The organism is Parvibaculum sp. MBR-TMA-1.3b-4.2 (genome assembly GCF_053628815.1).
Genome location: NZ_JBRJHC010000001.1, coordinates 3533368 through 3555226, shown reverse-complemented (window position 1 = coordinate 3555226; position 21859 = coordinate 3533368). Strand labels below are relative to the sequence as shown.

The 21859-nt window shown below is 65.0% G+C and carries 25 protein-coding genes; 21 read left to right on the top strand and 4 right to left on the bottom strand.

The annotated features are described in order from the left end of the window. The first annotated feature begins 15 nt into the window (after positions 1-15). Positions 16-1137: a baeRF11 domain-containing protein gene (locus tag ACSSVQ_RS17045; protein ID WP_454184492.1), complete on the top strand. Its 1122-nt coding sequence runs from the start codon at positions 16-18 to the stop codon at positions 1135-1137. 102 nt (positions 1138-1239) lie between these two features. Here ACSSVQ_RS17045 and ACSSVQ_RS17040 read toward each other — a convergent pair whose 3' ends face one another. Continuing rightward, on the bottom strand, positions 1240-1455 hold the full coding sequence (locus ACSSVQ_RS17040) for a hypothetical protein (protein WP_454184491.1): 216 nt from the start codon (positions 1453-1455) through the stop codon (positions 1240-1242). A gap of 50 nt (positions 1456-1505) precedes the next feature. Next, entirely contained in the window at positions 1506-1682 is a 177-nt protein-coding gene (locus tag ACSSVQ_RS17035; protein WP_454184490.1) for a hypothetical protein, read from the bottom strand. A gap of 349 nt (positions 1683-2031) precedes the next feature. Between ACSSVQ_RS17035 and ACSSVQ_RS17030 the strand changes: the two genes are divergently transcribed. From ACSSVQ_RS17030 to ACSSVQ_RS16970, 13 genes are all read left to right on the top strand, one after another. After that, entirely contained in the window at positions 2032-4014 is a 1983-nt protein-coding gene (locus ACSSVQ_RS17030) for a conjugal transfer protein TraG (protein WP_454184489.1), read from the top strand. Between the two features lie 3 nt (positions 4015-4017). Next, a complete protein-coding gene (locus ACSSVQ_RS17025) occupies positions 4018-4449 on the top strand; it encodes a CopG family transcriptional regulator (protein WP_454184488.1) in 432 nt (143 codons plus the stop codon). A 197-nt stretch (positions 4450-4646) separates the two neighbouring features. After that, entirely contained in the window at positions 4647-5672 is a 1026-nt protein-coding gene (gene trbB, locus ACSSVQ_RS17020; protein WP_454184487.1) for a P-type conjugative transfer ATPase TrbB, read from the top strand. After that, positions 5653-5985 (top strand): TrbC/VirB2 family protein, encoded by a 333-nt coding sequence (locus tag ACSSVQ_RS17015; RefSeq protein ID WP_454184486.1) that lies wholly within the window; start codon positions 5653-5655, stop codon positions 5983-5985. Before trbB ends, ACSSVQ_RS17015 begins: the two co-directional genes overlap by 20 nt. Continuing rightward, entirely contained in the window at positions 5985-6266 is a 282-nt protein-coding gene (locus ACSSVQ_RS17010; RefSeq protein ID WP_454184485.1) for a VirB3 family type IV secretion system protein, read from the top strand. The genes ACSSVQ_RS17015 and ACSSVQ_RS17010 overlap by 1 nt, the downstream gene beginning before the upstream one ends. Positions 6267-6282: 16 nt before the next feature. Next, entirely contained in the window at positions 6283-8739 is a 2457-nt protein-coding gene (gene trbE / locus ACSSVQ_RS17005) for a conjugal transfer protein TrbE (protein ID WP_454184484.1), read from the top strand. Next, positions 8736-9506 carry a P-type conjugative transfer protein TrbJ gene (gene trbJ / locus ACSSVQ_RS17000; protein WP_454184483.1) on the top strand — a complete coding sequence of 257 codons (771 nt, stop codon included), beginning with the start codon at positions 8736-8738 and terminating at the stop codon, positions 9504-9506. Before trbE ends, trbJ begins: the two co-directional genes overlap by 4 nt. 29 nt (positions 9507-9535) lie before the next feature. Continuing rightward, positions 9536-9820 (top strand): putative entry exclusion protein TrbK-alt, encoded by a 285-nt coding sequence (gene trbK-alt, locus ACSSVQ_RS16995; RefSeq protein ID WP_454184482.1) that lies wholly within the window; start codon positions 9536-9538, stop codon positions 9818-9820. A 6-nt stretch (positions 9821-9826) separates the two neighbouring features. After that, a complete protein-coding gene (gene trbL, locus ACSSVQ_RS16990) occupies positions 9827-11185 on the top strand; it encodes a P-type conjugative transfer protein TrbL (RefSeq protein WP_454184481.1) in 1359 nt (452 codons plus the stop codon). After that, positions 11182-11871: a conjugal transfer protein TrbF gene (gene trbF / locus ACSSVQ_RS16985; RefSeq protein ID WP_454184480.1), complete on the top strand. Its 690-nt coding sequence runs from the start codon at positions 11182-11184 to the stop codon at positions 11869-11871. The genes trbL and trbF overlap by 4 nt, the downstream gene beginning before the upstream one ends. Then, on the top strand, positions 11868-12845 hold the full coding sequence (trbG, locus tag ACSSVQ_RS16980; protein WP_454184479.1) for a P-type conjugative transfer protein TrbG: 978 nt from the start codon (positions 11868-11870) through the stop codon (positions 12843-12845). Before trbF ends, trbG begins: the two co-directional genes overlap by 4 nt. Next, the gene (locus tag ACSSVQ_RS16975) at positions 12842-14011 is read left to right on the top strand and encodes a TrbI/VirB10 family protein (RefSeq protein ID WP_454184478.1); all 1170 of its coding nucleotides are present in this window, start codon (positions 12842-12844) and stop codon (positions 14009-14011) included. Before trbG ends, ACSSVQ_RS16975 begins: the two co-directional genes overlap by 4 nt. Before the next feature lie 3 nt (positions 14012-14014). Beyond that, positions 14015-14257 carry a DUF2274 domain-containing protein gene (locus ACSSVQ_RS16970; RefSeq protein ID WP_454184477.1) on the top strand — a complete coding sequence of 81 codons (243 nt, stop codon included), beginning with the start codon at positions 14015-14017 and terminating at the stop codon, positions 14255-14257. Here ACSSVQ_RS16970 and ACSSVQ_RS16965 read toward each other — a convergent pair. Beyond that, positions 14230-15120 carry a LysR family transcriptional regulator gene (locus ACSSVQ_RS16965; protein WP_454184476.1) on the bottom strand — a complete coding sequence of 297 codons (891 nt, stop codon included), beginning with the start codon at positions 15118-15120 and terminating at the stop codon, positions 14230-14232. The genes ACSSVQ_RS16970 and ACSSVQ_RS16965 overlap by 28 nt on opposite strands. A gap of 424 nt (positions 15121-15544) precedes the next feature. Next, positions 15545-15934: a hypothetical protein gene (locus tag ACSSVQ_RS16960; protein ID WP_454184475.1), complete on the bottom strand. Its 390-nt coding sequence runs from the start codon at positions 15932-15934 to the stop codon at positions 15545-15547. Here ACSSVQ_RS16960 and ACSSVQ_RS16955 point away from each other — a divergent pair. The 7 genes from ACSSVQ_RS16955 (at position 15933) to ACSSVQ_RS16925 (ending at position 21817) form a co-directional block, all read left to right on the top strand. After that, positions 15933-16151, top strand: coding sequence for a multicopper oxidase domain-containing protein (locus ACSSVQ_RS16955; protein WP_454184474.1), 219 nt, complete (start codon positions 15933-15935; stop codon positions 16149-16151). The two genes, ACSSVQ_RS16960 and ACSSVQ_RS16955, sit on opposite strands and share 2 nt — an antisense overlap. A gap of 129 nt (positions 16152-16280) precedes the next feature. Further along, positions 16281-16409: a hypothetical protein gene (locus ACSSVQ_RS16950; RefSeq protein ID WP_454184473.1), complete on the top strand. Its 129-nt coding sequence runs from the start codon at positions 16281-16283 to the stop codon at positions 16407-16409. A 16-nt stretch (positions 16410-16425) separates the two neighbouring features. Beyond that, positions 16426-16812 carry a DUF302 domain-containing protein gene (locus tag ACSSVQ_RS16945; protein ID WP_454184472.1) on the top strand — a complete coding sequence of 129 codons (387 nt, stop codon included), beginning with the start codon at positions 16426-16428 and terminating at the stop codon, positions 16810-16812. A 1-nt stretch (position 16813) separates the two neighbouring features. Beyond that, positions 16814-17488, top strand: coding sequence for a TVP38/TMEM64 family protein (locus ACSSVQ_RS16940; RefSeq protein ID WP_454184471.1), 675 nt, complete (start codon positions 16814-16816; stop codon positions 17486-17488). Further along, the gene (locus ACSSVQ_RS16935) at positions 17485-18795 is read left to right on the top strand and encodes an APC family permease (RefSeq protein ID WP_454184470.1); all 1311 of its coding nucleotides are present in this window, start codon (positions 17485-17487) and stop codon (positions 18793-18795) included. Before ACSSVQ_RS16940 ends, ACSSVQ_RS16935 begins: the two co-directional genes overlap by 4 nt. 66 nt (positions 18796-18861) lie before the next feature. After that, entirely contained in the window at positions 18862-21195 is a 2334-nt protein-coding gene (locus tag ACSSVQ_RS16930; protein WP_454184469.1) for a heavy metal translocating P-type ATPase, read from the top strand. 10 nt (positions 21196-21205) lie between these two features. Continuing rightward, complete coding sequence (locus ACSSVQ_RS16925) at positions 21206-21817, top strand: class I SAM-dependent methyltransferase (RefSeq protein ID WP_454184468.1); 612 nt, start codon at positions 21206-21208, stop codon at positions 21815-21817. Positions 21818-21859 lie beyond the last annotated feature (42 nt).

The following is a 21859-nucleotide window of genomic DNA, read 5'->3' as shown; positions in this document are numbered from 1 at the left end:
TAAAAGGAAGATAGAATGCTCTATGTCGATATTCCCACCCGGCCCGAAATAAGGGCGTTGAATGACGTCCGGGCCGATGCCTGTGTCTCGATCTATCTCAAGACCACGCCGTTGACGCAGGCGTCGGACGCCAGCCGCATCGAACTGGGAAATCTGGCAAGGCAGGCGCGCGAGCAGCTGGAGGCCGCGGGGTTCGACAAGCGCCGGCTTGCCTCCCTGATGGAGCAATTCGACGATCTGGCGGAGGATGACGACTTCTGGCGCTTGCAAGCCAACAGCCTGGCCCTGCTTGCCACGCCGGACAGGCTGCGCACGTTCCGGCTGCCAAACGGCCTCTCGTCAATGGTCGCGGTCTCGGACCGTTTCCACCTGAAGCCGCTCCTGCGCGCAATCACATTTCCGGCTTCGGCCTTCGTCCTGGCGCTGTCGGAAAATGCGGTGCGGCTGATCGAGGTTCATGGCGAACTGCCCGCTGGCACGGTCAAGGTCGAGGATCTGCCGAAGGACGCCGCAAGTGCGCTGGGCAAGGCCACGTTGAACGACCGCTCGCCCAGTGGCCGCATCCAGGGGGCCGAAGGACAGAACGTCAGGTTCCGCCAGTTCGCGCGCAAGGTGGATGCCGCGCTGCGGCCCGTGCTCGCGGGGCGGGAAATCCCGTTGATCCTGGCGGCCACCGGGCGGCTCGCCGCTGTGTTCCGCGAAGTCAACAGCTATCCGAAGCTGCTTGCGGACGGGATCGAGGACAGTCCGGACCGGATCAGCGACGCGGACCTCGCCGATTTGGCACGCCCTGTGCTCGATGCCGCGCATGCGGCGGAGATTTCCGACCTGAAAGATCTGTACGAGGCGCGCGCGGGAGATGGCCGTGCCACCAGCGATCTTTCGGATGCGGCGCGCGCTGCAACCCATGGGGCGATCGACACGCTGCTGGTCGACATCGATGCGGTCGTTCCTGGTATCGTGGACCAGCAGACCGGCGTCATCACCTTCGCGGACGAGTCCGATGCGACAACTTACGGCGTGGACGATGAGATCGCCGCTCGCGCACTGGCGAGCGGCGCCCGCGTTCTGGGCGTGAGAAAAGCCGACCTGCCCGGTAATGGAGACCTTGCAGCGATCCTTCGATATCCGGTTTAAGCATCTTCGTTGTTGCCGGCATCGGCAAGCGGCGCATGAAACCTGATGGCGGACCGGCAAGAACTACAGCATCACTCTGCCGGGCGCGGACAACCCCGTGCCTTACCCGACCTTGCAGCCCCAGAAGGACGTATGGTCAGCCGCGAAGTAGCCGTCCGCGACCCGGAAATACCCCTGCAGCTCGACGGTATCTCCCGCGGTCAGTGGCACCATGGTCTGCAGCCAGATCGCGGTCGCGAGCGAGACATGCGTCGCGGAGATTTCGCCGAGGGAGCCGCGGATCTCGGTCGTACCGTTCAGGACCAGCCGCCCGCGCATGCGCGCCGTCGTGCTGGCGTTGACCTTTTAGAGCAGCGGCGGGCCGAGAGTTAGGTACCGTCGGCAGGGGCCACGAAGCGATTGTTCGCGGCGTCGAACGCGCCTTGATCGTTGTAGTCAGTGTTGTTGATCCCGATCTTTGTCCAGGTACCGACGCCTGCGTAGTTGTCGTCGTTGGTGTAGGCCTTGAAGCGCGGCGCGGGGCTGGTCGACGATCCCGGTGGCATTGTCGACGCTCAGCCCGTCGAAGAAGGTGCTGCCGTCGGCCGAGACCGCGAGGCGGAAGCGATCGGAGCCGAAGAGCGCGTCAGCCCCAGATCGTATAGTGGAGTATACCGGTTGTCCCCGCTGACCGCGCCGACCAAAGGGGCCGACAATAGTGGCCAGAGCGTATAGGTCGCGGTTGGGTCATTGCTTGCCCCAGGAGTTTCTCCGAAGATACGACTAACAATTGCATCATTTTCCGCTATTTCCTGTTTTTTTTCGCCCCGGCTCGCCACGACGCGATCATCATTATTGCCGCCTTGAAATCATCCGGTTCAACACCCGACTTATTCTCCGGAAGGAGAATTATGGGTGTCAGCGACGAAAATTCTCTGGGGCCAGATCCTCACCGTTCTCATGATCGTGCTCACCACGACCTGGGCAGCGACGCAGTGGACGGCATGGCAACTCGGCTTTCAGCCACAGCTCGGCGCGCCCTGGTTCGAGTTTGCAGGCTGGCCGATCTACTATCCGCCGGCCTTTTTCTGGTGGTGGTATTTCTACGACGCCTATGCCCCGCCGATCTTCATCGAGGGCGCCATCATCGCAGCCTCGGGCGGCTTCATTGCGATTGCGGTGTCAATCCTCATGTCCGTCTGGCGCGCGCGCGAAGCGCAGAGTGTCGATACCTATGGCTCGGCGCGCTGGGCGCGGTCCGATGAGGTCAAGACTGCCGGTCTACTCGGACCCGACGGCGTCGTTCTCGGCAAGCTCAAGGACGACTATCTGCGCCACGAGGGACCGGAGCATGTCCTTTGTTTTGCGCCGACCCGCTCCGGCAAGGGCGTCGGGCTCGTCATTCCATCGTTGCTAACCTGGCCGGGCTCCGCCATCGTCCATGACATCAAGGGCGAAAACTGGCAGCTCACCGCCGGCTTCCGCGCTCGACACGGGCGAGTGCTGCTGTTCGATCCGACCAACCCGAAATCGTCGGCATACAATCCGCTTCTTGAGGTACGTCGCGGCGAATGGGAGGTGCGCGACGTCCAGAATATCGCCGACATCCTGGTTGATCCGGAAGGCTCCCTCGAAAAGCGCAATCACTGGGAAAAGACCAGCCACGCGCTGCTCGTCGGCGCGATCCTCCATGTCCTTTACGCAGAAAAGGACAAGACGCTCGCCGGTGTCGCCGCCTTTCTCTCCGATCCGAGACGCCCCATCGAGTCGACGCTTGCCGCCATGATGAAGACCGCGCATCTGGGTGAGGCCGGTCCGCACCCTGTCATCGCCAGCGCTGCGCGGGAACTGCTGAACAAGTCGGACAACGAACGTTCCGGCGTGCTCTCCACCGCCATGTCCTTCCTCGGCCTCTACCGCGATCCTGTCGTCGCGAAGGTGACGCGTCGCTGCGATTGGCGCATCACCGATCTTGTCAGCGGCAAGCACCCGACGACGCTCTACCTTGTCGTGCCTCCCTCCGACATCAACCGCACAAAGCCGCTGATCCGCCTGATCCTTAACCAGGTAGGTCGGCGCCTAACCGAGGACCTGCACGCCAAGACAAGACGACACAGATTGTTGCTGATGCTGGACGAGTTTCCGGCGCTCGGTCGCCTCGACTTCTTCGAGAGCGCGCTCGCCTTCATGGCCGGCTACGGGCTCAAGAGCTTCCTCATCGCCCAGTCGCTCAATCAGATCGAAAGGGCCTATGGGCCGAACAATTCGATCCTCGACAACTGCCATGTGCGCGTGAGCTTCGCGACCAATGACGAGCGCACGGCCAAGCGAGTTTCCGACGCGCTCGGCACTGCGACCGAGATGCGGGCGATGAAGAACTACGCCGGGCACAGACTCTCGCCCTGGCTTGGCCACCTGATGGTGTCGCGGCAAGAAACCGCGCGGCCACTCCTAACCCCAGGTGAAGTGATGCAGCTTCCGCCAGCCGATGAGATCGTCATGGTCGCCGGGACATCGCCTATTCGAGCGAAGAAGGTCCGCTACTATGAGGATCGACGCTTCGAAGAGCGCATCCTGCCGCCACCGAAGACCGCATCCACGCAGGCCAAGGCCGATGACTGGACGATGCTGCCATTGCCGGCGAGCCCGGAGGAAACCGCCAACACCACTGCCAGCGCTGCGCAGGACGAGGACACGACCGAATCCGAACGGCGGCGCCAACCCGAACTCAGCCGCACGACACCCATCGAGAAGAAGGCCCCACTTGAAAACGAGTTCGAAATCGATCCCGCCGATGACGATCAGGAGGAGACTGCGCGCACGAGCGGGATGAACCGCATGATGCAGCGTGTGGCGCGGCAGGTTTCACTGGACCCCAACGACGGCATGGAGCTCTAGGCCATGTCCAGCCGCAAGAAGAAAGTGCAGATCTCCGTCTATATCGACCCGGACATCATGACGATGCTGGCGGACTATGCCGCCCGTCGCGAGCAATCGCAGTCCATGATCGCAGAAGCCGCGATCGCCTCCTTCCTGTCGCCGGATGACGCTGAAAGGCGCGAGGCTGCGATCGCCAAGCGCCTCGACCAGCTCGACCGCCGCATGACCCGCTTGGAGCGCGATATCGGGATTTCCGTCGAGACCCTTGCAATCTTCGTCCGGTTCTGGCTCGCGACGACACCGGCTTTGCCGGAACCGGCTGCACAGGCCGCGCGTGCCAAAGCCGGCGAGCGCTATGAGGCGTTCATTACCGCTCTCGGCCGGCGCCTCGCCAAAGGGCCGAAGCTCAGGCAGGAGGTTTCCGAGGATGTCAGCGGTTCAAGCAGTCAATAGCGCCGAGCGATGACGTAGTTCGAATCCCATGTGTTCCGCCGTCACTCTTCGGCAAAGGAAACCGCCGCCGTTCTCCTGTCTTTGCACGCCACACTACGACGACGCTAATTCCTTGTTGAATCGGCCCTAAATCAGGCCCTTTTAATCATCCCCGCATGGGGACCATCTGGTTTGTCCCCGTCGAAATCGGGGATCAGATGGCGGCTTCGCATCACAATTCGGAAGGTATTGCGCGCGGCGCGCGGATGTTACGCACCGCGCTCGGTCCCGCCATCGGCCGCTTTCTCGAAGACGCAGGCGTCGTCGAGGTGATGCTGAACCCGGACGGACGGCTCTGGATCGACCGCCTTTCCGAAGGCCTATCCGATACCGGCGAACGCCTGGCGCCGGAGGATGGCGAGCGGATCATCCGTCTCGTCGCCCATCATGTTGGCGCGGAGGTCCATACCGGGAGCCCGCGCGTCTCGGCAGAGCTGCCCGGGACGGGGGAGCGGTTCGAAGGACTCCTGCCGCCGGTGGTAGCCTCCCCGGCCTTCGCGATCCGCAAGCCCGCCGTCGCGGTATTCACCCTCGACGACTACGTCACGACCGGGATCATGACGGCCGAACAGGCCACCGCGTTGCGCGACGGAGTCGCGGCCCGAGCCAACATCCTCGTCGCCGGCGGCACCTCCACAGGCAAGACGACGCTGACCAACGCTCTCCTGGCCGAGGTAGCGAAGTCCTCCGACCGCGTCGTCATCATCGAGGACACACGCGAACTGCAGTGTGCCGCACCCAACCTCGTCGCCATGCGGACGAAGGATGGCGTGGCCTCTCTCTCCGATCTCGTCCGCTCTTCGTTGCGCCTGCGTCCCGACCGCATTCCCATCGGCGAGGTCCGCGGCAGTGAGGCGCTTGATCTTCTGAAGGCCTGGGGCACCGGCCATCCGGGCGGCGTCGGCACGATCCACGCGGGCTCGGCCCTCGGCGCGCTGCGCCGTCTCGAACAGCTTATCCAGGAAGCCGTTGTCACCGTTCCGCGCGCGCTGATCGCCGAGACCATCGATCTCCTGGCGGTGCTGTCAGGCCGTGGCTCGGCCCGCCGTCTTTCCGAACTCGCCCGCGTCGAAGGCCTCGGGCCGGATGGCGATTACCGCGTCGTGACAGCCGTCGTCGCGCCTGGCGCAGCTCTTCTCACACCAGCCGCAAAGGAAAGTCCACATGCACCAGACCCTGCGTAACGCCTACCATCGCCTGGCTGCGGCGGCTTCGGTCGCGGTCATCGCCTTGATGACCACGCCTGCCGCTCATGCGTCCGGTTCCTCCATGCCATGGGAGGCACCGCTCCAGTCCATCCTCGAATCGATCGAGGGGCCGGTCGCCAAGATCCTCGCCGTCATCATCATTATCATCACCGGCCTGACGCTCGCCTTCGGGGACACGTCGGGCGGCTTCCGGCGCCTCATCCAGATCGTCTTCGGTCTGTCGATCGCCTTCGCGGCAAGTTCGTTCTTCCTGTCCTTCTTCTCCTTCGGCGGCGGAGCGCTCGTCTGATGGCGGGCCTTGGCGAACAGGACGGCGAGGTGCTCGGCTTTTCGGTCCCGGTCCACCGGGCATTGACCGATCCGATCCTGCTCGGCGGTGCGCCGCGCGCCATCGCCATCATGAACGGCACGCTCGCGGGCGCCATCGGGCTTGGCTTGCGGCTCTGGCTCGCCGGCATCGCGATCTGGGCCATCGGTCATCTGGCCGCCGTCTGGGCCGCCAAGCGCGACCCGCTCTTCGTCGAGGTTGGCCGCCGGCACTTGCGCATTCCCGCGCATCTGTCGGTCTGAGCGTGAGGAACCGCCCATGATGAACCTCGCCGAATACCGCAATCGCAACGCCCGGCTCGCCGATTTCCTGCCCTGGGCGGCGCTGGTCGGCGAAGGGATCGTCCTCAACAAGGACGGAAGCTTCCAGCGCACCGCGCAGTTTCGCGGACCGGACCTCGATTCAGCGGTTCCAGCCGAACTCGTCGCGGTCGCAGGACGCCTCAACAACGCCTTCCGCCGTCTCGGCTCGGGTTGGGCGATCTTCGTCGAGGCGCAGCGCCATCCGTCGAACAGCTATCCCGACGGCCGCTTTCCTGATGCCGCGTCGGCGCTGGTCGATGCCGAGCGCAAGGCGAGCTTTGAGGTGGCTGGCGCGCATTTCGAGTCGAGCTATTTCCTCACCCTCACCTACCTGCCGCCGGTCGAGGACGCCGCCCGCGCCGAGGGCTGGCTCTATGAAGGCCGCGAGACCAAGGGCGTCGACCCGCATGAGGTGCTGGCCGGCTTCGCCGACCGGACCGACCGCGTTCTACGCCTAGTCGAAGCCTTCATGCCCGAATGCCACTGGCTCGATGACGCCGAAATGCTGACCTATCTGCACGCCTGCGTCTCCACCCAGCGCCACCGCGTCCGCGTGCCGGAAACGCCGATGTATTTGGACGCGCTGCTCGCCGATCAGCCGCTCGCCGGCGGGCTCGAACCGCGTCTTGGCGACCAGCATCTGCGCGTCCTGACGATCACCGGGTTTCCGACGGCCACCACGCCTGGCCTGCTCGACGAGCTCAATCGGCTCGCCTTTCCCTATCGCTGGTCAACCCGCGCCATCCTGATGGACAAGACCGATGCGACGAAGCTGCTGACACGCATCCGCCGCCAATGGTTCGCCAAGCGCAAGTCGATTGCCGCGATCCTGAAAGAGGTGATGACCAACGAGGCCTCGGTGCTGGTCGACACCGACGCATCGAACAAGGCGGCGGACGCCGATCTCGCGCTTCAGGAACTGGGCGCGGACTATGCCGGTGTCGCCTATGTCACGGCGACGGTGACGGTGTGGGATACCAACCCCCGTGTGGCCGACGAGAAGCTGCGTCTCGTCGAGAAGGTCATCCAGGGCCGCGACTTCACCGCGATGCCCGAGACCATCAACGCCGCGGATGCCTGGCTCGGCTCGCTGCCCGGACATGTCTACGCCAATGTCCGCCAGCCACCGATCTCCACGCTCAATCTCGCCCACATGATCCCCCTGAGTGCCGTGTGGGCGGGGCCGGAACGGGACGAGCACTTTGCAGCGCCCCCACTGCTGTTCGGCAAGACCGAAGGCTCTACCCCGTTCCGGTTTTCCCTTCATGTCGGCGATGTCGGGCACACGCTCGTCGTCGGTCCGACCGGCGCGGGCAAGTCCGTGCTTCTGGCGCTGATGGCGCTGCAGTTCCGCCGCTATGCGAGCGCCCAGGTCTTCGCCTTCGATTTCGGCGGCTCGATCCGCGCCGCGGCACTTGCCATGGACGGCGACTGGCACGATCTCGGCGGCGGTCTCACCGAAGGCGACGAGCACAGCGTCTCGCTGCAACCGCTCTCCCGCCTCGAGGAGACGGCCGAGCGCGCATGGGCCGCCGACTGGGTCGTGGCGATTCTCATGCGTGAGGGCGTCGAGATCACGCCGGAAGTGAAGGAACACCTCTGGACGGCGTTGACCTCACTCGCCTCCGCGCCTGTCGAAGAACGCACGATCACCGGCCTTGCCGTGCTGCTTCAGTCCAACGACCTCAAGCAGGCGCTGCGGCCCTATTGCGTCGGCGGCGCCTATGGCCGGCTCCTCGACGCGGAGGCCGAGCATCTCGGCGAGGCTTCTGTGCAGGCCTTCGAGACCGAGGGCCTAATCGGCACCGGGGCGACGCCTGCGGTGCTCGCCTACCTCTTCCACCGCATCGAAGATCGGCTCGACGGGTCGCCTACCATCATCATCATCGACGAGGGCTGGCTGGCGCTGGACGACGAAGGCTTCGCCGGCCAACTCCGCGAGTGGCTGAAGACGCTCAGAAAGAAGAACGCGTCCGTCGTCTTCGCCACGCAGAGCCTCAGCGATATCGACGGGTCCGCCATTGCGCCCGCCATCATCGAGAGCTGCCAAACGCGATTGCTCCTGCCCAACGAACGGGCGGTCGAGCCGCAGATCACCGCGATCTACCGGCGCTTCGGCCTCAATGACCGGCAGATCGAGATCCTCGCGCGAGCGACGCCCAAGCGCGACTATTACTGCCAGTCGCGGCGCGGCAACCGACTGTTCGAGCTGGGGCTCAGCGAAGTGGCGCTCGCGCTCTGCGCCACCTCCGCCAAGACCGATCAAGCCGCCATCGCCCGCGTCCTGGCCGAACATGGTCGCGGCGAATTCCTCGACGCCTGGCTGCGCCATCGCGGCGTCGACTGGGCCGCCGACCTCATTCCCGACCTCAGCAATCTCATCCCCCAAGCCGAGAAGGAAACCCTGCCATGAAGACCCGTAAACCTCACACACGTGCGGCCCGCTTTGCCGCCGCTCTGATCGCCGCGCCGATCACGGCGTTGCCGATGGTGCTGGCGCCGCCGGCGCAGGCACAGTGGATTGTCTATGACCCCACCAATTATGCGCAGAACGTGCTCCAGGCGGCGCGGGCGCTCGAGCAGATCAACAACCAGATCACCTCGCTGCAGAACCAAGCGCAGATGCTCATCAACCAAGCCCGCAACCTCGCGAGCCTGCCTCACTCGTCCCTCCAGCAGCTCCAGCAGGCGGTGGGCCGAACGCAATCCCTGCTCCAAGAGGCCCAGAACATCGCCTTCGACGTCCAGCAGATCGACCAGGCGTTCCAGCAGAATTACCGCAACATCGATCTGAGCACGTCGGAACAGCAGCTCGTCGCCGACGCGCGATCGCGCTGGCAGAACACAGTCGGCGGGCTTCAGGACGCCATGCGCGTCCAGGCCGGCGTCGTCGGCAACATCGAGACCAATCGCGCGCAGATGTCGGCGCTGGTCGGTCAAAGCCAGGGCGCGACCGGCGCCCTGCAGGCGACCCAGGCCGGCAACCAGCTCCTCGCGCTTCAGGCGCAGCAGCTCGCCGACCTCACCGCTGTCATTGCCGCAAACGGCCGGGCACAGGCGCTGACCGATGCCGAGCGCGCAGCGGCGGCCGAACAGGGCCGTGTCCAGCGCGAGCGCTTCCTCACACCGGGCACCGGCTACCAGCCCGGCAACGCACAGATGTTCAACAACGGCAATTGACGAGCCAGACGGCCGGAAAGGGGAAACCGATGGAGGGCAAGATGCTGACGCGGATCGCGGCCATCATCTTCGTTGCCTTCGCCATCACGGCGACGGTGATCGAGATGACGCGCAAGGATGAGCCGGTGCGACCGGCCTCCGCGCCGGCACTGGCTCCTTCCGCCGACCCGCTGCGCGCGGAACAGCGCCGCTGCCAGCAGATGGGAGAGGCCGCCGCGAACGATCCCGAATGTCTGCGCATCTGGGCAGAGACCCGCGACCGGTTCCTCGGTCGCACGCCGACCCCCGTCACCCCCCAGAGCAGCGAGGACTAACGATCCATGGGCGGCACGAGCGTCATCGACAGTTTCCTCGGAGTCTTCACCAGCTATATCGACTCCGGCTTCGGCCTCCTCGGCGGCGAGGTGGCCTTCATCGCCACGACGCTGATCGTCATCGATGTGACGCTGGCCGCGCTGTTCTGGTCATGGGGCGCCGACGACGACATCATCGCCCGTCTGGTGAAGAAGACCCTGTTTGTCGGCGTATTCGCCTACATCATCGGCAACTGGAACAACCTCGCCCGCATCGTCTTCGAGAGCTTTGCCGGCCTCGGCCTGATGGCGTCCGGTACCAGCTTCACCGCGGCCGACCTGATGCGGCCGGGCCGTGTCGCCCAGACCGGACTCGATGCCGCCCGGCCGCTGCTCGAGTCCATCTCTGACCTCATGGGCTGGGTCGCCTTCTTCGAGAACTTCATCCAGATCGCCTGCCTGCTTTTTGCCTGGGCGCTGGTTCTTCTCGCCTTCTTCATCCTCGCCATCCAGCTCTTCATCACCCTGATCGAGTTCAAGCTGACGACGCTGGCAGGATTCGTCCTCATTCCCTTCGGCCTCTTCGGCAAGACCGCGTTCATGGCCGAACGGGTGCTGGGCAACGTGATCTCGTCCGGCATCAAGGTTCTGGTGCTCGCCGTCATCATCGGCATCGGCTCCACGCTGTTCTCGCAGTTCACCGCCGGCTTCGGTGGGGTCACACCGACCATTGACGAGGCGATGGCCGTGGTGCTGGCCGCGCTGTCGCTGCTCGGCCTTGGGATCTTCGGACCTGGCATTGCGAACGGCATCGTGTCCGGCGGACCGCAGCTCGGTGCTGGGGCCGCAGTCGGCACCGGCCTTGCCGTCGGCGGCGCCGCGCTCGCCGGCGTGGGTGCCGCTGGTCTGGCAGCGCGTGGTGGCGGTATGGCGCTCTCCGGAACGGCGGCCGCTGCTCGCGGCGGCGTCACCGCGGCGGGAGGGGCGGCGACCGCCTACAGCCTTGGCTCGGCCGGTCAGTCGGGCGCCGCAGGCGTCGCCTCTGGGCTCGGCGCTGTAGCGAGCACAGGCGCGCGCGCTGCCGTCTCTCCATTGCGGCGCGCCGGCGCCAACGCCTCCGGCAGCCTAAGGCAGAGCTTTCAAGCCGGCGGGCGAGCCGCCTTCGAGACGACTGGCGGCACTGTAGGCAATGCGGGCAGTGCAGCAACCGCCGCGGCTGCACCATCCCCCTCATCCGCCTCCGACGGTCCTCCGGATTGGGCCAAGCGCATGAAGCGCTCTCAGCGGCTCTCCCATGGCGTCCAGGCCGTTGCCCATGCCGTGCGCTCGGGCGACAGCCATGGCGGCGCCAGTTCCGTCAACCTTTCCGAAGGGAACCGCTCATGAGCTTCTTCAAACGATCCTCGACCCACTACGGCAAATCTCCCGAGCCTGAAACGCCCTATCAGCGAGCGGCTCAAGTCTGGGACGAGCGCATCGGCTCGGCCCGTGTGCAGGCGCGCAACTGGCGGCTGATGGCATTCGGCTGCCTGATCCTGTCCGGCGGCTTCGCTGGAGCATTGGTCTGGCAGTCTGCCACCGGCTCAATCGTGCCCTGGGTGGTACAGGTCGACAATCTCGGCCAAGCGCAGGCCGTCGCGCCTGCCACTGCCGACTACCAGCCCAGCGATCCGCAGATCGCGTTTCATCTGGCGCGCTTCATCGAGCAGGTGCGCTCGATCCCCGCCGATGCGATCGTGGTGCGCCAGAACTGGCTGCGCGCCTACGAGTTCACTACTGATCGCGGGGCGCTCGCCCTCAATGACTATGCACGGGCCAACGATCCCTTCACGCGGGTCGGACAGAGTCAGGTTTCCGTCGAGGTCTCCAGCGTCATCCGGGCCTCGCCGAACTCCTTCCGCGTCGCCTGGACGGAGCGGCATTTCGAGAACGGCCAACTCTCCACCACTGAGCGATGGACGGCGATCCTGACCATCGTCATCCAGCCACCGCGCGACGCCGAAAGGCTGCGCGCCAATCCGCTCGGCATCTACGTCAACGCCATCAACTGGTCGCGGGAGATGGGTCAGTGAATACGATCGTCCGCAAACCCGTACTTCCGGTTTTCCGTAAAACCGCATTGCCGTTTGTGCTGATTTCCGCATCGGCGCTCGCCGGATGCGCCACCTATCGCCCGCCGCAGATCCGCTACGACGACAGCGTGCCACCTCTGCCGACGGTAGAGGCGCCGGCCACGGACGAGCGCCCGCGGCCACTGCACACGCCGCCGCCCTGGACCGCTGCCCGAGGTGGTTCAGCGGCGTCCACGCCGACCGGCCAGGTCGAGAGCGCCAATGCGGCAGCGCGCATCGAACCCCGCCGGGAAGGCTATTACAACGCGATCCAGATCTATCCCTGGAGCGAAGGCGCGCTCTATCAGGTCTATGCGGCGCCAGGCCAGATCACCAACATCGCGCTCGAGCCGGGCGAGGCCCTCACCGGCGCGGGACCGATCGCCGCCGGCGATACCGCGCGATGGATCATCGGCGACACGACAAGCGGTTCCGGCGCGACGCGGCGCGTCCATATCCTCGTCAAGCCGACGCGTCCGGACATCACGACCAACCTCGTCGTCACCACCGATCGCCGCACGTATATGATCGAACTGCGCGCCGAAGAGGAACCTTACATGCCGGCGGTCGCCTGGGCCTATCCGCAGCCGCCCGCCGCGCAGCGCGCGACGCCGGCCACCCCGACCATTCCAGCAACCTCGGCGCGACACTATCGCTACGGCCTGCAAGGCGACAGCCCGCCCTGGCGGCCGGTGTCGGTCTTCGACGACGGGCGGCGCGTCTACATCGTGTTCCCCGCCGGAATCGTGCAGGGCGAGATGCCGCCGCTCTTCGTGCTCGGCTCCGATGGAGAGCCGGAGATCGTCAACAGCCGCATCTATCGCAACATCCTGATCGTGGACCGAATCTTCGCGGCCGCCGAGCTGCGTCTCGGCAGCGGCGACCGGCAGCAGACAGTCAGGATCGTGCGAATCGACGGGAGGCCTGCGTCATGAGCGATATCGATGACAATAAAGACGAAAGCGCTCCGCTCACCGCATCGCCCGCCGACACGGCCGAACCGATGCGGCTGCGCGGCAATCCTCCGCGCGTCACGCGTCTCTCTCGTCGGGTATTGGCCGGCATTGGCCTCGTCGCCGCGCTCGGCGTCGGTGGTGCGCTCATCTATGCGCTTCAGACCCCGAAGGACGGAGTTGGCAGCGAGGAGCTCTATTCGACCGAGAACCGCAGCACCGCGGATGGGCTCAACGAATTGCCACGCGACTATACCGGCCCGGTGCTCGGTCCCGCCTTGCCCGGCGATCTCGGCCGGCCGATCCTCGACGCCCAGGAGCGTGGGCGGCCCGTCGTCCCACCCACGATGAACACGCCGGCAGTCGATCCGGAAGTACAACGACGCCTTGCCGAAGAAGAGGCGGCGCGCACCAGCCGGGTCTTCTTCCAAACCGCCCCGGCCACGGCGAATGCCACGCCTGCGCCCGAAACCGTGGGTCTCAGTCTCGGCGGTCAGCCGCCCGCCGTTCAAGACAGCGATGTCGCATTCCTCAGCGGTCCCGTGGACCGGCGCACCGTTGCGCCCGATCGCGTCATGCCGCCGGTGTCGCCCTACGTGCTACAGGCCGGGTCCGTGATTCCGGCCGCGCTCATCACCGGCATTCGCTCCGATCTGCCCGGACAGATCACCGCGCAGGTCACCCAGCACATCTATGACAGTCCGACGGGCAGCATGCTCCTGATCCCCCAGGGCACCCGCATCATCGGTGAGTACAGCAATGATGTGGGCTTCGGCCAGCGTCGGGTATTGCTCGTCTGGAACCGGCTGATTTTTCCGAACGGGCGTTCCATTGTACTGGAGCGTCAATCTGGAGCCGACACGCTAGGCTATGCTGGGCTTGAGGACGGCGTCGACTATCACTGGTGGGACATCGCCAAGGCGGCTGCACTCTCGACCCTGCTCGGCGTCGGGGCGGAACTGGCCGCCGACGAGAACGATCGCCTGATCAGCGCCATTCGCGGCGGTGCGCAGGACACCATCAACGATGTCGGCCAGCAGATCGTTCGGCGCCAGCTCAATATTGCGCCGACGCTGACCATCCGGCCCGGTTTTCCCGTCCGCGTGATCGTTACGCGCGACCTTGTCCTCGAACCCTATGGCGGATGATCCATGGCGAAACTGAAACTCGGCCCCATTGCCGACGACCGGCCCGTCAAACTCACCATCGAGCTTCCCGCCGCAGTGCATCGCGACCTCGTCGCCTATGCCGAGGTCCTGGGCCGGGAGACGGGCCAGCCTGTCGGCGAACCGGCCAAGCTGATCGCCCCGATGGTGGAACGCTTCATGGCGACCGATCGCGCCTTCGCCAAGGCGCGGCGGAACTCTCATTCGCCGTTGGACAGCAAGGGGTAGCGCTCCTCGAGCAGCTTGAGGAAATGCGCCAGCGCCGGATTGTCGTTGTCGCCTTGCCAGTAGGCGGCATAGCTGATCCGGCTCGGGCCGTTGCCGTCGCGCGCCTCGCGATAGACGACGCCCACATAGCTGGCGCCAATGCATGCCTCGCACATCAGGCCGACGCCGAATCCCGCGCCGACCAGGCTCTTGATGTTCTCGCGGCTGATATCATGGCTGATCACCTTTGGCCGCTCGCCGGGCGCGGCGAGCTTCGCCAGAAGGATGTCCTGGATCTCCGGTCCCGGATCGCGCTGGCTAAGAAGGAACGTCTCGTCCTTGAGATCGGTCCAGTAGACGATGTTGTTGCTCGCCAGCCGGTGGCCTTCGGGCAGCGCGACCATGACACGCTCGCTCCAAAGCGGCATGGTCTTCACGTCGCGCGTGCTCGGCTCTCCGGTGACGATGGCCACGTCGAGCGTGCCGCGCTCCATGCTGGCGAACAGGCATCTTCGCGCACCCTCGACCGTTCGGATGTCCACCATCGGGAAGCGGGCCGCATACTCCATCAGGCTGGCACGCAGGTTTCCGGCCGAGAGCGACGTGTAGAACCCGATGGTGAGCTGGCCGGATTCGCCCCTGCCCATGTCCCTGGCGGTCGCCGCCATGTGATCGACGGTCTCAACTAGATGGCGGGAGGTGCGCAATACTTCTTCGCCTGCGGTCGTCAGGTGCACACCGCCGCTGGTTCGCTCGAACACTTTAACGCCCAGTCGGTATTCCATCTGGCGAATGCAGCGGCTCAGCGTCGACTGCTTGACGCCAAGTTCCTCAGCCGCACGCCGGAAGCTCCGGAAATGAGCAGCGGCGACCGCATAGCGCAAATGTCTCAGTTCGATACCCGTTGCCAGTGATCGGAACTCCTCCTGGCGCTTCCGGCCCCGCCCAGCCTGGCGTCACCGGGAGACTTTGTGTTCGGCCGATGCGCGACCTTTTCAATTGTATGCCGTTGACGCGAAGGAATTGTGACCGCCCCGACCGTGCAACCGACTCGGGTCACCAGAGTCAGCGGACCGCCGTAAGCGCGCTACGGTATCCGGCGACTTTCGCCCTGGTGCATAGATGGTGCCTAGATGACGACGGATTGGGCGCTCTAAGCAAAAGACGGTCCCACAGGGCCGTTCTCAAACGCTTGATTTTTTTGGGAAGTTTTGAGCAGGCGAAGAGATTCGGCCCTCGACCCCAACCTTAGCAGGTTGGCGCGCCGGAGAGGATGAAACTGGGAACTCGTATGTGCTTGTTTCGATGCTATAATTTCGGAATGTTATTCCGCACCTTCGGCCGCGAACTGACCGGCGTGAGCCGGCTTGGCTTCTTCCGTTTCTTCTTACGCCCCTCCGCTGCCACAACTTGATCAGCAATAAACATCACGCGTCCATCCATAAGCTGAAGCGCCTTCGTCGCATCGGCAAGGGAAAGGACCGCAACCCGATACGAGTTCGGCGTGAAGACCTCCTTTGCCACGACCAACGAGCGCTGCAGGGGCGGCCAGTTCGTGCTCGGTGCCTTGTCCTTGCCGGGGCAATCCGTATGACGGGCGCCCAGCTCGACCAGGTCGCCCGTATCACCGGAAAGAAGCCCGCCCGCGCCTATGTCGATCGCGGCCATGGCCTCGTTCGTGCCGGACTGGATGTCCATGTCTCTCACACGCGCGGCATCACCTCACCCACCATCCGGTCTGAACGGCCGCCGCGTCGCAGATGCGCTGCGCGACACGGTCGATGTCCCGCCGATGTCGATGGTCACCGTCGCCCTCAATGCGGGCGAGGCCGCGCGGTGGATGCTGCACTGCCATAACATGCTGCACCTGGCCTCGGGCATGATGACCGAGTTCGCGGTTACGGCGTCGGTCTGACCCGGGACGGGGTGCCCTCTTGGGGCGCCCCGAAGTCCAGACACCCACCGTGTGCCGTGCCGTCCTGCACCATGTTGTCGCAAAGGTCGCACGAAGGGCGCATCATGCAGCAGAAATGAAGGAGGCGTGATGATGAACTGGAATGATATGGGCGACGGCATGGGCTTTGGAATTGGTTTTGGCTGGATCACATGGATCCTGATTCTTGTACTCGTGGTTTTGGCCATAGCCGCCCTGGCAAAATATCTTCGGAAATGAACGAAAGGACTTCTGAATGACTTATACGATCAATCGAAATTTCTCCGACGCGGGTATCGACGACATCGATGCCCGCACACGGAAAGCGCTGGCGGACCATGGCTTCGGCGTCCTGACCGAGATCGACGTCAAGGCGACGATGAAAAAGAAGCTCGACGTCGAGATGTCGGCCTATCGCATCCTTGGGGCCTGCAATCCAAAGATGGCGCATCAGGCCATCGGGATCGAGCCGCGTGTGGGCGCGATGCTGCCCTGCAATGTCATCCTGCGCGAAGTCGACGGCGGCGTCGAGGTAAGCGCCATCGACCCGGTGGCGTCGATGCAGGCGATCGATAACGCCGAACTGACCGCAGTGGCGGGTGATGTCCGCGACCTTCTGGCGAAGGCCGTCGAGGCGATCTGAGATGAGCCTGCGCGCCGGCGTTGTTGCAGGTCTGGCGATCCTTGGGATCGGGCTGCTCGGTGTCTGGCAGTTCGCGCCTTCGGTGTTTAACGAGGCACGCGGATTGTTGGGCGGCGAGCGTCTGGAAGTGCTGGTGGCGCGCGCGGGTCTCTGGGGGCCGGTTCTGATTGTAACGCTCATGACCGTCGCGGTCGTGGCCAGCCCGATCCCGAGCGCACCGATCGCGCTGGCGGCCGGAGCGGCCTACGGACATCTCTGGGGAACGTTGCAGGTCGTGATCGGCGCCGAGCTCGGGGCGCTGATCGCCTTCGGCTTGGCACGGATTCTGGGGCATGACGTCTTGCGGCGGGTGTTCGGCGACCGCGTGGATGCCGGGCTTCTCGGGTCGCAGTCCGCGTTGACTGTGACGGTCTTCGCCAGCCGCCTGATGCCCTTCGTGTCCTTCGACATGATCAGCTACGCCGCAGGATTCAGCCGACTGCACGCCTGGCGGTTCGCCCTCGCGACACTGGCCGGCATCGTCCCGGCGAGCTTCCTGCTGGCACATTTCGGCGGCGAGGCGGTCAGCGGAGATCTGAGCCGCACGACATGGGCGGTGCTCGGCCTCGGGCTCGTGACGGGTTTGCCGCTGCTCTGGGTGGCCATGCGGAAGAGGCCCGAAAAGGAAAATCCATGACGAGAAGCGATTACGAGAAGAACAGCATCACCCTGCTGGGCGCGGTGGCCATGGGCACCGGCGTGATGATCGGCGCGGGCATCTTTGCGCTGACCGGCCAGATCGCCGAGCTTGCCGGGCCGCTCTTCCCGCTCTCGTTCGTCGTAGGCGCCATCGTGACCGCCTTCAGCGCCTACACCTACATCAAGATGTCGAACGCATACCCGTCCGCGGGCGGCATTGGGATGATCCTGAAGAATGCCTATGGACCGACGACAGTCGCGGCGGGTGCAGCCCTCCTGATGGCGCTGTCGATGGTCATCAACGAAAGTCTCGTCGCGCGCACCTTCGGAACCTACACCCTGCGAGCATTCGGCGGCGACCCGGACAGCGTTCTCGTGCCGGTCCTCGGCGTCGGGCTGATTGTTTTCGCCTATCTCGCGAACGTCTCGGGCAACCGATCGGTCGGGCTGTTGTCCATCGTCATGGCCGTTCTCAAGGTGGGCGGCATCGCGCTGTTCGGGGCGGCCGGACTTTGGGCCAGCGGCATCTCGTTCGAGGCGTCGGGCGGAGATTCTAGCGCAAGTGGGTTCGTGGCGTCGGTTGCGCTTTCCATCCTCGCCTTCAAGGGGTTTACGACCATCACCAACAGCGGCGCCGAGGTGACCAATCCGCACCGAAACGTGGGCCGGGCCATTGTCCTGTCCATTTCGATCTGTGTCGTCGTCTACCTGCTTGTCGCGTTCGCGGTCGGCTCCAGCCTGCCGCTCGACAGCATCGTGGCGGCGAAGGACTACGCGCTGGCCGAGGCCGCCCAGCCCGCACTGGGACAGACCGGTTTCTATCTGACGGTGGCCCTCGCGCTGGTGGCCACTGCCTCGGGTCTGATTGCCAGCGTTTTCGCGGTTTCGCGGATGCTGGCGATGCTGACGGACATGAAGATGATCCCTCACAGCCATTTCGGGATGCCCGGCACGATCAAAGACCATACGCTTGTCTACACCGTCGTGATCGCAGGCTTCCTGACGGTCTTCTTCGACCTCAGCCGGATCGCCTCGCTTGGCGCCTTCTTCTATCTGGTGATGGACATCATCATCCACCTGGGCGTGTTCCGGCATCTGCGCGAGGAGATCGGCGCACGTGGCTGGGTGCTCCTGACAGCAATTGCGCTCGATGCCGTGGTACTGGCCGCCTTCGCCGCAATGAAATGGCAGTCCGACCCGCTGATTGTCGTGATCGGCATCGTCGGCATGGCGCTGGTGTTCCTGTTCGTGCGGGCTTTTCTCGCGCGCAATCCGGTCAGGGAGGGTGCTCACGATGACCATTGAGAAATGGCTTGAGCTTCCAATGACTGGAAGCCTTAGGCTGAGAAACAATTGAAAGGTTGGCACCCCATGGAGCACGATCATCATCAAGCGGCGCCCGACATTCCGGCGGGAACCGAGAAGGCGAAGGACCCGGTCTGCGGGATGACGGTCGCGGTCAAGCCGGACGGACGTCACGCCGAGTTCAAAGGTGAGACCTTCCATTTCTGCTCGGAGAAGTGCCGGACCAAGTTCAAGGCGGATCCGTGGTTCTATGCCTCGGGTCGCGCCGCCGGGCAGAAGAAGGCTGCTCCAGCCAACGTCCAGTACACCTGCCCGATGCACCCCGAGATCGTGCGTGACGCGCCCGGGGCCTGCCCCATCTGCGGCATGGCGCTGGAGCCGATGGTCCCTTCGGATGAGCCCAGCGAGGAGCTGACCGACTTCACGCGGAGGATGTGGATCTCGGCGGCGGCTGCGGTGCCGCTCATCATACTGACGATGGGCGAGCTGATCGCCCTGCCGGTGCGCGACTGGATCGGGCACCAGACCGCGAGCTATCTCGAGTTCCTGCTGGCGACGCCCATCGTGCTCTGGGCGGCGCTGCCGTTCTTCAAGCGCGGCCGGGAGTCCATCGTGAACCGCAGCCCCAACATGTGGACGCTGATCAGCCTCGGCGTGGGTGCAGCCTATATCTATTCGATCGTCGCCACCTTCCTGCCGGGTGTGTTTCCGGAACAGTACCGGATGGGCCATGGCGTGGGCACCTATTTCGAGGCGGCGGTTGTGATCGTGGCGCTGGTCTTCGTTGGCCAGGTGCTGGAACTGCGCGCACGCGAACGCACGGGCGACGCGATCCGCGCGCTTCTGGACCTAGCGCCGAAGACCGCGCGGCGCATCCTGCCCGATGGCACGGAATATGACGCCCCGCTGGAGAACATCATGGAGGGCGACCGGCTCCGCGTGCGCCCCGGTGATGCGGTGCCAGTCGACGGCACGGTGATCGAGGGGCGCTCATCTCTCGATGAAAGCATGCTGACCGGCGAGTCGATGCCGGTCGAAAAAGGCCCCGGCGACGCAGTGACCGGGGCCACCATCAACAAGAACGGCTCCTTGGTCATGGAGGCGGGCAAGGTCGGGGCCGATACAGTGCTGGCACAGATCGTGACCATGGTGTCGAACGCGCGCCGCTCGCGCGCACCGATCCAGGGTCTGGCCGACCGCGTGTCGGCGGTGTTCGTGCCGACGGTGGTCGCGGTGGCGGTCTTCGCCTTCGTCGTGTGGATGATCTTTGGGCCAGAACCTGCGCTGGTCTTTGCCATCGCCTCGGCTGTCTCGGTGCTGATTATCGCCTGTCCCTGCGCGCTCGGGCTGGCCACGCCGATCTCGATCACCACGGCGGCGGGACGCGGTGCACAGGCGGGTGTGCTGATCAAGGATGCCGAGGCGCTGGAACGTATGGCGGCTGTCGATACGCTGATCGTGGACAAGACCGGCACCCTGACCATGGGCAGGCCGAAGCTGACTGACACTGTGGTCCTCGGCGATGTGACGGAAGCGGACCTTCTGTCGCTGGCGGCCGCCCTCGAACGCGGCTCGGAACACCCGCTCGCCGAGGCCATCGTCGAGGGCGCCGAGGCGCAGGATGCCCCGCGTCAGGAGGCTGCGGACTTCGACGCCGTCACCGGCAAGGGCGTGCGGGGCCGTGTCGGCGGCCGCGCGGTGGCGCTCGGCAATGCAGCGATGATGCAGGAGATGGGCCTGGACACGGGTGCGGCCGAGGCGAAAGCCGACACGCTGCGCACCGAGGGAAAGACGGCGATGTTCATTGCGGTCGATGGCGCGCTGGCGGGCATCGTGGCGGTGGCCGACCCGATCAAGGACTCAACGGCACAGGCGATCCGCGAACTGCACGCGCAAGGGCTGCGCGTCATCATGGCGACCGGCGACAACGAGCGCACGGCACAGGCGGTGGCGGGCAAGCTTGGCATCGACGAGGTCCGCGCTGGCATCCTGCCCGAGGCCAAGAAGGACCTGATCGACCAGTTGCGCCGCGACGGCCACAAGATCGCCATGGCGGGGGACGGGGTGAACGACGCGCCCGCACTGGCCACAGCCGATGTGGGCATCGCCATGGGCACCGGGGCCGATGTGGCGATGGAAAGCGCAGGCATCACCCTGTTGGGCGGCGACTTGATGGGCATCGTGCGGGCCCGCAAGCTCGCCCGCGCCACATTGCGCAACATCAAGCAGAACCTGTTCTTCGCCTTCGCATACAACGCTCTTGGCGTCCCCATCGCGGCCGGGTTGCTCTACCCCGTGACCGGCCTTCTGCTGTCGCCAATGATTGCGGCGGCAGCGATGAGCCTGTCGTCGGTGTCGGTCATCACCAACGCGCTGCGGCTGCGTCGGGTCGATCTGTGAGGGAACGACCATGGCTGAAGAACCGAACCGCTGGGAAGACGTCTATCAGAGCAAGGACGAGGCCGAGACGAGCTGGTACGAGGATCGTCCGCAGGTCTCGCTCGACCTGATCGCGGCGACTGGGGCAACCATCGATGCCGCCATCGTCGATGTTGGCGCGGGGGCGTCGCGGCTGGTGGATTGCCTGCTGGAACAGGGCTTCCGCAGGATCACCGTGCTCGACCTGTCGGACACCGCGCTGGCAAAGGCCCGCGCCCGACTGTCTGACGATGTGCCCGTCGATTGGGTCATGGCCAACGTCCTCGACTGGCAACCGTCAGTGCACTTCGATGTCTGGCATGACCGGGCTGCGTTCCATTTCCTGACCGACGCGCCCGACCAGGACGCCTATCTGAGGGTCATGGACCAGAGTCTTGTCCCGGGTGGCCATGCCATCATCGGCACGTTTGCGCCGGATGGCCCGGAAAAATGCAGCGGCCTACCGGTCGCCCGCTACGACGCGACCCTTCTCGCGGAGCGGCTGGGCCCAGGCTACCGGCTGATCCAGTCCTTGATGCACGATCACGTGACGCCTTGGGGCAGCGTGCAGCGGTTCCATTTCGGCCTGTTCAGAAAGATCTGATCCATCCGACCAGCTCTTTGCCCGACCTGCCAGAGCCGGATC

Excerpts from the sequence above, each read along its gene's own strand:
- ACSSVQ_RS16925 (WP_454184468.1), top strand. The coding sequence starts at position 21,206 with ATGGCTGAAGAACCGAACCGCTGGGAAGACGTCTATCAGAGCAAGGAC.
- ACSSVQ_RS17015 (WP_454184486.1), top strand. The coding sequence starts at position 5,653 with ATGCACCAGACCCTGCGTAACGCCTACCATCGCCTGGCTGCGGCGGCT.
- ACSSVQ_RS16930 (WP_454184469.1), top strand. The coding sequence starts at position 18,862 with ATGGAGCACGATCATCATCAAGCGGCGCCCGACATTCCGGCGGGAACC.
- ACSSVQ_RS16975 (WP_454184478.1), top strand. The coding sequence starts at position 12,842 with ATGAGCGATATCGATGACAATAAAGACGAAAGCGCTCCGCTCACCGCA.
- ACSSVQ_RS16940 (WP_454184471.1), top strand. The coding sequence starts at position 16,814 with ATGAGCCTGCGCGCCGGCGTTGTTGCAGGTCTGGCGATCCTTGGGATC.
- trbB (WP_454184487.1), top strand. The coding sequence starts at position 4,647 with ATGGCGGCTTCGCATCACAATTCGGAAGGTATTGCGCGCGGCGCGCGG.
- ACSSVQ_RS16955 (WP_454184474.1), top strand. The coding sequence starts at position 15,933 with ATGTCTCTCACACGCGCGGCATCACCTCACCCACCATCCGGTCTGAAC.
- ACSSVQ_RS16950 (WP_454184473.1), top strand. The coding sequence starts at position 16,281 with ATGATGAACTGGAATGATATGGGCGACGGCATGGGCTTTGGAATTGGT.
- ACSSVQ_RS17035 (WP_454184490.1), bottom strand. The coding sequence starts at position 1,682 with ATGCCACCGGGATCGTCGACCAGCCCCGCGCCGCGCTTCAAGGCCTAC.
- ACSSVQ_RS17010 (WP_454184485.1), top strand. The coding sequence starts at position 5,985 with ATGGCGGGCCTTGGCGAACAGGACGGCGAGGTGCTCGGCTTTTCGGTC.
- trbJ (WP_454184483.1), top strand. The coding sequence starts at position 8,736 with ATGAAGACCCGTAAACCTCACACACGTGCGGCCCGCTTTGCCGCCGCT.
- ACSSVQ_RS17045 (WP_454184492.1), top strand. The coding sequence starts at position 16 with ATGCTCTATGTCGATATTCCCACCCGGCCCGAAATAAGGGCGTTGAAT.
- ACSSVQ_RS16960 (WP_454184475.1), bottom strand. The coding sequence starts at position 15,934 with ATGGACATCCAGTCCGGCACGAACGAGGCCATGGCCGCGATCGACATA.
- ACSSVQ_RS17040 (WP_454184491.1), bottom strand. The coding sequence starts at position 1,455 with ATGCGCGGGCGGCTGGTCCTGAACGGTACGACCGAGATCCGCGGCTCC.
- trbE (WP_454184484.1), top strand. The coding sequence starts at position 6,283 with ATGATGAACCTCGCCGAATACCGCAATCGCAACGCCCGGCTCGCCGAT.
- trbL (WP_454184481.1), top strand. The coding sequence starts at position 9,827 with ATGGGCGGCACGAGCGTCATCGACAGTTTCCTCGGAGTCTTCACCAGC.
- ACSSVQ_RS17025 (WP_454184488.1), top strand. The coding sequence starts at position 4,018 with ATGTCCAGCCGCAAGAAGAAAGTGCAGATCTCCGTCTATATCGACCCG.
- trbF (WP_454184480.1), top strand. The coding sequence starts at position 11,182 with ATGAGCTTCTTCAAACGATCCTCGACCCACTACGGCAAATCTCCCGAG.
- ACSSVQ_RS16945 (WP_454184472.1), top strand. The coding sequence starts at position 16,426 with ATGACTTATACGATCAATCGAAATTTCTCCGACGCGGGTATCGACGAC.
- ACSSVQ_RS16935 (WP_454184470.1), top strand. The coding sequence starts at position 17,485 with ATGACGAGAAGCGATTACGAGAAGAACAGCATCACCCTGCTGGGCGCG.
- trbK-alt (WP_454184482.1), top strand. The coding sequence starts at position 9,536 with ATGGAGGGCAAGATGCTGACGCGGATCGCGGCCATCATCTTCGTTGCC.
- ACSSVQ_RS16970 (WP_454184477.1), top strand. The coding sequence starts at position 14,015 with ATGGCGAAACTGAAACTCGGCCCCATTGCCGACGACCGGCCCGTCAAA.